Source organism: Halanaerobium sp., assembly GCF_003070835.1.
Map to the genome: position 1 here is coordinate 1 of NZ_QBLR01000115.1, position 10,390 is coordinate 10,390.

A 10,390-nucleotide genomic window follows, 5' to 3' on the forward strand; every position below is an offset into this window, starting at 1 on the left:
CCTGTATCATCTAGATTAGAACCTTCAATTACTGTTTTCCCATTTGCATAATTTATAATCTTGTCAAAAATTACTTTTTTACAGTAATAACATCGTTCAACTGTATTATCTGCAGCTCTTTTAAATTATCTATTAATAAATTATATTTATCTTCTGTGGTTGCTGTTGACATTAAAAATCCTCCTTCTTGTGTTACCGTTACGTCAAATCTAATAGTTTCTTAAATATTAGTAGTTCTTATATAGGCAAATTTTATTCTTCTTCAGTAACTTTTGAAATTTTATTTAAAACGCCAGGTATTCTTCCTCTATTCAAAGCTGTTTCTCTTGTGAAAAGCTGAATTATAACTGCATAAATAGTTGGTAATAATAACCTATTGACAATTGGTACCTTATTTAAAAGGATATTGTCACTTTTATTATTATAACTTTCATCTGTTAATAATATTATTTTTGACCCATTTTTTGCCATCTCCTCAGTCAATTTCATTAAAAGATTAAAAGTGTGATCGCCATGTGCAAAGACAATGGCTCCATGATTTTCCCCTGTAATCTCTAAAGGTCCGTGTCTAAAAGCACCACCGCTATAACCAGTAGGTTGTATTCCTGTTCCTTCTTGGCAAATTAAAGATCCCATAAATGTTGTGCTCAAAAGATCTCCTCTTGAAATAAAAGACCATTTATCTTTAGATTTTAGATGATTATATAAATTATGAACAGCATTTTTTTCTTGACTTATAAAATCATCAATTATTTCAATATCATCTAACTGTTTTTGTATGCCAAAACTATCATTATTATCTACTAAATGAGCAATTATATTGAGCAGATAATTACTATTTGTATAAGTTTTAGTAGAAATCGTTGCTTCTTCACCTGCAAATATAGGTAATACAAAATTAGACATATTGGCAATTGGACTATCCTCATCATTTGTAATTGAAATTATAGTAGTATTATCGGATAATTTTTCTAATAATTTCTTTGTTTCTGCACTTTTCCCAGATTGAGAAATAGCTATTACAGTAAAATTTTCATTTATAGAATTCATCTGATAATGTATAAACTCATCTATATCTGGATTTAGACAAAGATATCCTTTATTAGATAAGATGTTAATTGCTGATATAGCAGCATAATTTGAGCTGCCCATTCCTGCAAAAAGAATTGGGGTATCATTATTTTCAATATAATTAACAACCTCAGTTAATCTTTTTTTATACTTTGGGTTATCAAAGTATTTAGTCAAAATTGTATTTAAAAATTTTGGTTGACTTTTTATATCTTTAATCATTGGATCAGACATTTTATCACCTCATATTATAGATTTGTAACTTCTACAGCATCTTTATTTTTAGAAATATAATTATAAAGATCATTAATCGAAGGGCTGTAACCTTTTTCAACAAATAATCTGGCATTTATTGTACCTAATATTAAAGCTTCTTGGTCATTAAAATCATTTAATATCCCCCAGCTAAATCCTGCATTAAAGTTATCACCACCCCCAACTGTTAAAACAGGAGCTTCTACTTTAGGAACTGTAACTCTAACTTTATTTGATTTATTGATTAAATATGCCTCCGCAACAGGATGAATGACTACTTCATCAACATAACCATTATTCACCAGGTACTTTCCCACATTAGTGATATTTTTAAAATCAATTTTCATAAGCTTGTTACCTAAGTCTCTACTTTCATTTTCATTTAAACCGATAATTACTCGATAATAACTTCTGAAAATTTTTAAAGTTTTTAGCATTTCTTTTATATCTTTAATTGATCTTGAACTACTATCAGCTAAATCAATAAAAAGAGTCTGGTCTTTTTTATTAACTTTATCTAGATTTTGACTTAAATAATTAATTATTTCTTTCCAAATTAATGTCATATTTTTAAAGTGACTCCAATTGACCATTGAAATTAATTCATAATTATCTAACATCTTATCGAATTTATTTCCAACTTTTGTTTTAATTATATTATAATCAATATTTTTAAATGTATGTGTATCACCCAACATTATCTTCCCATCAAAAAATTCTAATACAAAACTTAAAGCTGGTTCTCCAATAGAGTAAATATTACAGTTTTTAGACATATATTTTTTAAAAATTTCTTCATATCCATCAATTGGCGCAATGCAGTCAGTATTTATTCCCAAATTACCTAAAGAATTTGCAAAAAGTGGGGTATTTCCTCCAGGTTGTATTGATTCTAACGCAATGTCTATATCACAGCTGAGTCCAGCGGCTTCTTTTATTCTTTCTCCAAAATCATTTATTGTTTTGTAATAATTAATATCTTTATCTTCTTGTGAAGAAATTGGTCTATATATTTTATCAATAAATCCATCAAAACCAATCACTGCATTTTTATCTAGATACTTTTTTTCAGTAATTATTTTTTTTATTTTTTTTGCTAAGTCTTCTAACATATTGACCTCCTTAACCCTTCACTGAACCAGCTGTTAACCCTTTAATAATCAGTCTTTGGAATATGATTACAATAATCATAGGTGGGATTGCTGCCAAAACACCACCTGTAGTCATTGCAGTATAGTTTACAGCATGTCGCCCTGTAAATTCAGTTATTGCTACAGGAACAGTTTTGGATGCATAACTATTTGTTAAGATTAAAGCATAAAAAAACTGATCCCATGCTAAAAGAAATGAAAATATAGCTACTGATGCAATACCCGGGCCAGACAGAGGTAATATAACTCTAATTAATGCTCCTATCCTTGAACATCCATCTATTCTAGCAGAGTCTTCTAACTCCATGGGTATACTTTTAAAAAATCCAGTCATAATATATATTACAAAAGGTAAAGTAAAAGATAAATATACAAAAACCAAAGTTATTTTCTTATCTAATAATCCAATATTATTAATCAAAATATAAATTGGTATAATCAAGCTTACAACTGGAATCATTCTAGTTGCAATCATAGTCAGCATACCAATTCTTCTCCCTTTAAAATCAAGACGTGAAAAAGAATATGCAGCGGGAATTCCTAATATTAAACTTACCAAAGTGACAAAAAATGATACATATACACTATTATATAAGGCAGTTGTAAACATTTCAGCAGATTTAGATGATCCATTCTGGCTTGAAAAAATATTCGTGTAGTTTTTAAAAGTTAAATTATCTGGAAACCAATCTATTGGCTTAATTAATAATGAAGCTTGTGTTGATAAACTGGAAATCACAAGCCAATAAATCGGAGCTAAAATCCAGATTGCTACTATTATCATTAAAATATATCCTATTAATTTTTTAGTTGGCGTCATTTTTTTCATCTTTTACACGTCCTCTGTATATAGAATTCTTATATAAACCAGAGATAAAATTAATATAAAAATTGAAACTATAAATGAAATAGCTGAACCTCTTCCCATATTTAAAAAACTAAATGATTCTAAATATGCTTTATATGAAATAATTTGCGTCCCATTAGCTGGTCCACCTCTAGTTAAAACATATATAATATCAAAAGCTTTAAAAGCTTCCACAGTTCTTATGACCAAAGCAACCATAACTGCTGGTTTTAATAATGGTAATGTAATATAACTAAAAACCTGAATTCCACTAGCACCATCAATATCTGCCGCTTCATAAAGATCTTCACTTATCGTTGCTAGAGATGCACTAATAATTAAAACAACAAAGGGTGTACATTTCCAAACATCAGCTAATATAACTAAATTCATAGCTGTCCAGGGTTTAGATAACCAGGTCTGATATTTATCAATGATGTTTAATGATTGTAATAATCCGTTCAGAGCACCATACTCGGCATTATAAATCCATTTCCACATAATTGCATTCACAACTGTTGGTACAGCCCAGGGTATAATGACAATTGTTCTTAATATTTTCCAACCCTTAAGATGTAAGTTTATCAAATATGCAATAGCTATACCTAAAATAATTTCTATACCTGTTGAAATTACAGTGAAGTAAGCAGTTCTACCGATTGTTGCCCAAAAATTAAAAGATGTAAAAAAATCTATATAATTTTTTAAACCAATAAATTGAGTTCTCCAGGGATAAGCTAATGAATAGGAAGTAAAGCTTAACCACATTGTTCTAATAATTGGATAAAAAACTACAGAAGCAATTATTAAAAAACTTGGAAAAACTAAAATCCATCCCAGTAAATTTGTACTTTTTTCAAATTTACTAATAATCTTATTTTTAATGAAATTCATAATGATTTCCCCCATAATAATTAATAAAAATAGTGCAGGGTTTCTAAACACCCCACACTATATAATTATTTTACCAGCGCTCTTGAATTTTTTCTACTTCTTCTGCAGCATTGTCTAAAGCTTCTTGTGGACTAACATTACCTACCAGAGCATTTTGAATTGAAGTCTGCAATGCACGTGACACTTCTGTGTAATAAGGCACTTTTGGTCTTGAGTAAATATATGGGAACTGCTTATCAAACATCTTAAATGTTTCAGGGTGCATTTCAATTATTTCTTCCTGCTTCATTACAGACTTATACATGGGAGTTACATGATCAGCATATCTTGTCTGAATATCTTTACTTGTCATAAATTCAATTAAATCATATGCTAAATCTTCATTTGAAGAATTTTTTGTTACACTAAAGCCCATTGAACCTGTGATACTAGCACTTTCAATGCCTTCTGCTTTTGCATCTTCAAATACAGGCATTAAAGCAAGTTGGGTTTGACCAACTATATTAGATTCATCAGGGTTATTTAATAATTCATACATATATACCCAGTTAATTGTAAAGGCAGCATTACCCTGCGAGAAGATTCTTCTTACTTCTTCTTCATTAGCAGATAAACTGGCTGGATTAGTAAGGCCACTGTCTATAGTTTCTTTCATCCAGGTTAGAGTTTCAATACCTTCTTCATTGTTAAAGGCTGGTTTGTTATTTTCATCAAAAAATTCACCATTATTACCTTTAAGTAATGTTACCCAATCACAGATAAGAGCTTCAATCTGAGCCCAGCTCCAAACCATTGGATATTCGACAATTCCTTTTTCTTTAATTATTTTTGACTGTTCCACTACTTCTTCCCAAGTTGTAGGTGGATTTTCAATACCTGCTTCATTTAAAATTTGTTCATTATAGAAGAAATATTCTAGATCTAAAAGCCAGGGAAGCCCATAAAGTCTTTCATTATATCCAACAATTTCCCAGGCTTTGTCATATACATCATCTTTCATATTACTAGATACGCGATCTGTTACATCTAATAACCAACCAGCCTCAGCAAATTGTGCATACCATATATCATCAATTAAGACAACATCATAGGCTGGGTTAGCTCCAGAAATTGAAGTGATTAATTTATCATGCAAAGCATCATAACCAACTAATGTAAGCTCTACTTCTACACCTGGATTATCTTCTTCAAATTCAGCAATGATTTGATTATACTCTTCTGGTGTCCATCCAGCTTGTTTCATACTAATCATTTTAATTGTTTCTGCAGAAGTTGATAATGCAAATACACCTACAAATAAAATTACAAGAGTTAAAATTAACAGCGACTTTTTATTAAACATTTCTCATCCCCCTTTAAATTTTTAATACTTAAATAAAAAGTTCCTTTATGATCCCTCCTTTTTCAATAATTTTAAAAAATCAAAAAATTTCTAATAAAATTATCTGAATTTAATCTATAATAACGGTTTTTTTATTAATTTTTTAAAAATTAGCCTTCCATTTATCAAATACAAAAGAAGTTACAGCTAAAATTTGGTAGTTTGCTTGATCTCTTCTATTTATAATTTTAGGTCTATCACTTTCATCAGGAAAATATGAACTTCCAAGTCTATTATTAATTTTTTTAAACATTTCTTCATTAAATTCATCAAAAAGACCTCCTAAAACAATCATTTGGGGATCAAATATATTTATTATACTAGATAAACCTTGAACAAAGTATTTTATAGCTCTATTAATTATTTTTTTGCATAATTTATCATTTTGTAAATAGCCAGTAATAATTTCTTTATAATCAAAAGGAGAATCAAATAAATCAGTTAAAAAAGTAATTTCTCCATTATCAACTGCTTTGTTAAAGTCATCTTCAATAGCTTTTATAGATGAGATTGTTTCTAAACACCCTCGATCACCACAGATGCACTTTTTTCCTTTAGATTTAACTTTCATATGTCCAATTTCTCCTGCATTACCATGGCTTCCGGTATATAAACTATTATTAACTATAATTCCACTACCAATCCCGTCTACCACATAAACATAAATTAAATTATCATATTTTTTATCTAACATATGACTCCATTCATAATAAACAGATAAGTTAGCATCATTATCTATATATATTGGTGCATAATTAAATATTTTTTCTAGTTCAGCTTTTAAATTAATATTACCTAAATAATGCGTTGTAGAACTTATTACTAAATCTTTATTCTCTTTATAGATACCCGGTACTGATACACCTATTCCAAAAATCTGTTCTTGACTTATATCAAACTCTTGGTTTTTAAATTTAATTACTTTTTTGATTTTTTTTATTATATCACCAAAAAATTCATTATTAACATCTATTATTTCTTTATCAATAAGTTCAATATCCAAATTATATATTGAATAAATAATCTTTCTTTCTTCAAAACTGATAGAGATTATATATTTATTATTACCTTTAAAGCTTAATAATTTAGGTGGTCTACCACCTGTTGAATCAGCAGTCATTTCGACAACTAAATCCTTATCCATTAAATCTTTCACTAGATAAGATATAGTTGTATGTGATACATCTAGATATTGAGTTAAGTCCGATCTAGAAATTGGTTGCCTTGTTATTATTTCATTTAGTACAGTTTGTTGATTATGCTTTTTTAAAGCTTTTGAGTTTTTTATTTCCATAATACCAAACCTCGATTTCTTTAAGTACCTTATTATATATATTGAAGATACTTTTAAAAAGTCCTTTAAAAAGTTAAAAATTTACTGATTTTTTGATAATTTCTGATAATTAAAAACTTCATTTAAACAATAAAAGGTATAAACTATCTTATCTTGAATATAATTAAGTAAGAAAATAATTTATTTAAGATAAAGAAAGGAAGGATACTGTGAAAATAATTTTATCACCAAGCAAAACTCAAAACCACGAAAGAAAAAGAGAAGAAAAAGGTAGAAATATTTTAAAAGAAGAAATGACTAAAGAATTATTCGATTATCTTAAATCTTTATCAAAAGAAGAACTAAAAAAAGAATTAGATATTCAAGGTAATCTTTTAGATAGAACCTATGAGCTGTATCAAGAACATAGCTATGATGATCAAACTCTCCCGGCTATTGAATGTTATAATGGTTCCGCATTTAAGCAAATTGATTTAGATAGCTACAATAAAGATCAGTTTTCATATATGCAGGAAAAGCTTATTATAATTTCTCCAATGTATGGTCCCCTTCATTCAGACACTGAGATCTGGCCCTATAGATTAGAAATGAGGCTTAAACCTAATGGAATTAATCTCAATGAGTACTGGCAAGATATAATGAAAGATTATTTTGATGATATTGATTTAATTATTAATTTAGCTTCAAATGAATATAGTAAAGTTGTAGAAGATAATTATCGAGGAAAAATAATTGACTTTTATTTTAAAGAAGAAAAAGAGGATGGCAGCCTTAAAACCGTGGGTTATTATGTTAAACATAATCGTGGTAAACTGCTGAATGAACTAGTTAAAAATCAGGTTGAGAGCATTGATGAAATTAAAAAGATAGATTTAGATGGTTATCAATACAATAAAGAACATTCTAATGAAAATGAATTCTATTTTATTAAACCATTTGAAAAATAATATTCAATTACTTTTATTAAAGAATCCGCTGAACAGCGGATTCTTATTTTTATAGTAATTATTTTAATATCTATTAAATCAAAATTCCCCACCAACTAAATAAATTATCAAGCAAATATGCTAATCCAGTTGAAATCAGGAAACCAAAAAAAGCAATAATGACTCCATGTTTAAACATTGTTTTTAAGTTAACTCCATAACCTGCACTAACAGCCAGGCAGCCATTACCAGAAGCAATTGCAAAAGACAAATTAACCGAAACTGTAAGTAATAAAATAACAGGAACTGGATTTATGTTCTGGGAAATAAAAAGTTTAATAATTATTGGCATTAATAAAGCAGCCGACGCAGTATTAGTAGAAATATTTGTTAAAAATGCTGTAACACCACCAAAAATCAAAAATGGTATGATACCATGACCATCAACAAAAAAAGTCAATAATGAACTTAAAATTTCTGCTAAACCTGAAAATTCAAGAACTTTAGCCAGTGCTAAAGCACTCGGCCAAACAATTAAAACAGTTATTGGAAAATATCTCATACTTTTAATTGAAAGAACATTTTCCTCTTCTTCTGTTGGAATAAAAAACAATAAAAAAGCCAGACTAAAAAATATGAAAGCAGGATCCAAAAATGGAAATAATTGAGTATATATTGGCTCTAAAAAAGCTGCTGCTACTGCTATTATAAAAACTAAAGCCGAAAACAACTCTCCTTTACTTAAACTCCCCATTTTTTTCAATTCTTTTTTGTATATTTCTTTTGTTCCAGGTAATTTCATATCTTTTTTTTGCAAAATATGACTAATATAGAAGCCAATAAAAGGAATGAAAATCAAAGTAAAAGGCAGCATTCTAATTGTCCATTCATAAAAATATATTTTTCTGCCAACTGCCTCGGAAAGAAATTCATAAATCAATAAGTTTTGACCTCCACCAAGCGGTGTAGGCAGACTACCTATTGAGGCACCCCAGGCAATTGCTAACAAAATATTAGTTGCAGCTGGATTATTCCAGCGTTTAGAATTAGAATCATAACCAAGATATTTTAATAAAGTCACAGCAACAGGCACAAAAACAGCTGCAGTAACTGTATCTGCAATTATTGAACTTAAGGTCGCAGAAATCAAAAACCAGGCCCAAATCTGTTTTCTTGCACTATTGCCGATCAAAGATAATATTTTTAAAGATAATCTTCGAGCAAGGCCCCACCGCTGCCAGGCTGCTCCCATTGCACAGCTTCCTGCTATTAGAAATACAATTCGGTGGCTGAAAACATTTACTATTTCAGCAACTGGAGCAATAGGAATAAAGGTTGTCACAAAAATTGGAACTAAGGCTGTAATTACCGAGTTTAGCCGAGAAAGCCTCGCTTATGTCAATGGGCGGGGATGAATCGGCTAATTTATAGTTGAAAAAGCTTTATATTTGTTGAACGTTTGTTCTTTTAGTGGTATAATATATTTAGTATTAAAGTTTTTTAATTAGCTTAAAAAATCATTGATATTAATAATTAATGAAAAAGGTGTTTGCTATGCAATTAACATATGTGCTTGAATTATTAAAACCAACTAAAAGAAAAGAAAATATATTCTTGAATAATATTGCAGAAGTAGTTAAAAATCGTCAGGCTGTTGCTGCCAAACTTAAAGCAGGAGAAACTAAATTGAGTTCTGCTGACTTTAAAGAGCTTAACCTCCCCTCTGCTGTTAAAAACCAGAATATTAGGGAAGTTAAAGCTCTCTATAAATTATTTTTAAAATCTGGTTCTGAAAAAGATAATATAGACTTTAAGGATAACCAGCCCATCTGCTATAATAATCAAAATTATAATATTGATCACCATATAATCTCAATTCCTCTTTATACAACTAAATGTCAGAGATTTGCCTTCCCTGTTAAACAGACTGAAAGATTTGAAAAGCTGCAGCAGCATATCGATAGTGGCTGCAAATTGGGTAAAGCCAGTCTCTTCTACAAGAGAGGTAAATGGTATTTTGCTGTAACAATTAAAATTGCTGCTAAAAAAACTTCTAACTCTAATCTAATGGGAATTGACATAGGGCTTCGCCAATTAGCGGTTGCCAGTGTTAAAAATCCCCAAGGCAAAGAAATTAATCGCCAATTCCACAATGGTAAACAGGCAGGTTTTATCCGCAAAAAATATCGTATGTTAAGAAGAAAACTGGGTCAATCTAAAAAAGTTAAAGCTATTAAAAATATTAACGACAAAGAGCAGAGATGGATGACTGATTTAAACCATAAAATTAGTCGACAGCTTATTAATCTTGCTGTGCAGGAGCAAGTTGGGACTATAATTATGGAGAATCTAGAAAATATCCGAAATACTGCTAATAGTCTTAATAGAGCTGACAGAAACATCCATAGCTGGACTTTCTATCAACTTCAACATTTTGTTGAATATAAAGCTGAATTAGCTGGGATTAAGGTAGAATATATAAATCCTAAATATACCTCCCAGAGTTGTTCTAAATGCAACAAAATTAAAAAATCTAACCGCAAAACTAATCTATACTCTTGCGAGTGTGGT

At 29.4% G+C, this 10,390-nt stretch carries 8 protein-coding genes and 1 pseudogene; 2 read left to right on the top strand and 7 right to left on the bottom strand.

Annotated features, from left to right (window positions below; genetic code table 11):
* Positions 1 to 252: 252 nt before the first annotated feature.
* The 6 genes from CI949_RS11830 to CI949_RS11855 form a co-directional block, all read right to left on the bottom strand.
* The gene (locus CI949_RS11830) at positions 253 to 1,305 is read right to left on the bottom strand and encodes an SIS domain-containing protein (RefSeq protein ID WP_089723352.1); all 1,053 of its coding nucleotides are present in this window, start codon (positions 1,303 to 1,305) and stop codon (positions 253 to 255) included.
* A 14-nt stretch (positions 1,306 to 1,319) separates the two neighbouring features.
* Entirely contained in the window at positions 1,320 to 2,438 is a 1,119-nt protein-coding gene (locus CI949_RS11835; RefSeq protein WP_089723353.1) for a hypothetical protein, read from the bottom strand.
* A gap of 10 nt (positions 2,439 to 2,448) precedes the next feature.
* Positions 2,449 to 3,306, bottom strand: coding sequence for a carbohydrate ABC transporter permease (locus CI949_RS11840; RefSeq protein WP_089723354.1), 858 nt, complete (start codon positions 3,304 to 3,306; stop codon positions 2,449 to 2,451).
* 3 nt (positions 3,307 to 3,309) lie between these two features.
* Positions 3,310 to 4,218, bottom strand: a complete 909-nt coding sequence (locus CI949_RS11845; protein WP_089723355.1) for a carbohydrate ABC transporter permease — start codon at positions 4,216 to 4,218, stop codon at positions 3,310 to 3,312.
* Between the two features lie 70 nt (positions 4,219 to 4,288).
* A complete protein-coding gene (locus tag CI949_RS11850) occupies positions 4,289 to 5,560 on the bottom strand; it encodes an ABC transporter substrate-binding protein (RefSeq protein ID WP_089723356.1) in 1,272 nt (423 codons plus the stop codon).
* A 142-nt stretch (positions 5,561 to 5,702) separates the two neighbouring features.
* A complete protein-coding gene (locus CI949_RS11855) occupies positions 5,703 to 6,893 on the bottom strand; it encodes an ROK family transcriptional regulator (RefSeq protein ID WP_089723357.1) in 1,191 nt (396 codons plus the stop codon).
* Between the two features lie 209 nt (positions 6,894 to 7,102).
* On the opposite strand from CI949_RS11855, the gene CI949_RS11860 reads away from it, so the two are divergent.
* Complete coding sequence (locus CI949_RS11860) at positions 7,103 to 7,840, top strand: YaaA family protein (protein ID WP_073158773.1); 738 nt, start codon at positions 7,103 to 7,105, stop codon at positions 7,838 to 7,840.
* Between the two features lie 73 nt (positions 7,841 to 7,913).
* Here the strand turns inward: CI949_RS11860 and CI949_RS11865 are convergent.
* Positions 7,914 to 9,188, bottom strand: a pseudogene (locus CI949_RS11865) (SLC13 family permease); the annotation flags it as partial.
* Between the two features lie 185 nt (positions 9,189 to 9,373).
* Between CI949_RS11865 and CI949_RS11870 the strand changes: the two are divergent.
* A partial coding sequence (locus CI949_RS11870) for a transposase (protein WP_290766826.1) occupies positions 9,374 to 10,390 on the top strand: 1,017 nt, incomplete at its 3' end.

Bases quoted from the DNA above. Each gene is read 5' to 3' on its own strand.
- CI949_RS11830 (WP_089723352.1), bottom strand. From the start codon at position 1,305: ATGTCTGATCCAATGATTAAAGATATAAAAAGTCAACCAAAATTTTTA.
- CI949_RS11835 (WP_089723353.1), bottom strand. From the start codon at position 2,438: ATGTTAGAAGACTTAGCAAAAAAAATAAAAAAAATAATTACTGAAAAA.
- CI949_RS11840 (WP_089723354.1), bottom strand. From the start codon at position 3,306: ATGAAAAAAATGACGCCAACTAAAAAATTAATAGGATATATTTTAATG.
- CI949_RS11845 (WP_089723355.1), bottom strand. From the start codon at position 4,218: ATGAATTTCATTAAAAATAAGATTATTAGTAAATTTGAAAAAAGTACA.
- CI949_RS11850 (WP_089723356.1), bottom strand. From the start codon at position 5,560: ATGTTTAATAAAAAGTCGCTGTTAATTTTAACTCTTGTAATTTTATTT.
- CI949_RS11855 (WP_089723357.1), bottom strand. From the start codon at position 6,893: ATGGAAATAAAAAACTCAAAAGCTTTAAAAAAGCATAATCAACAAACT.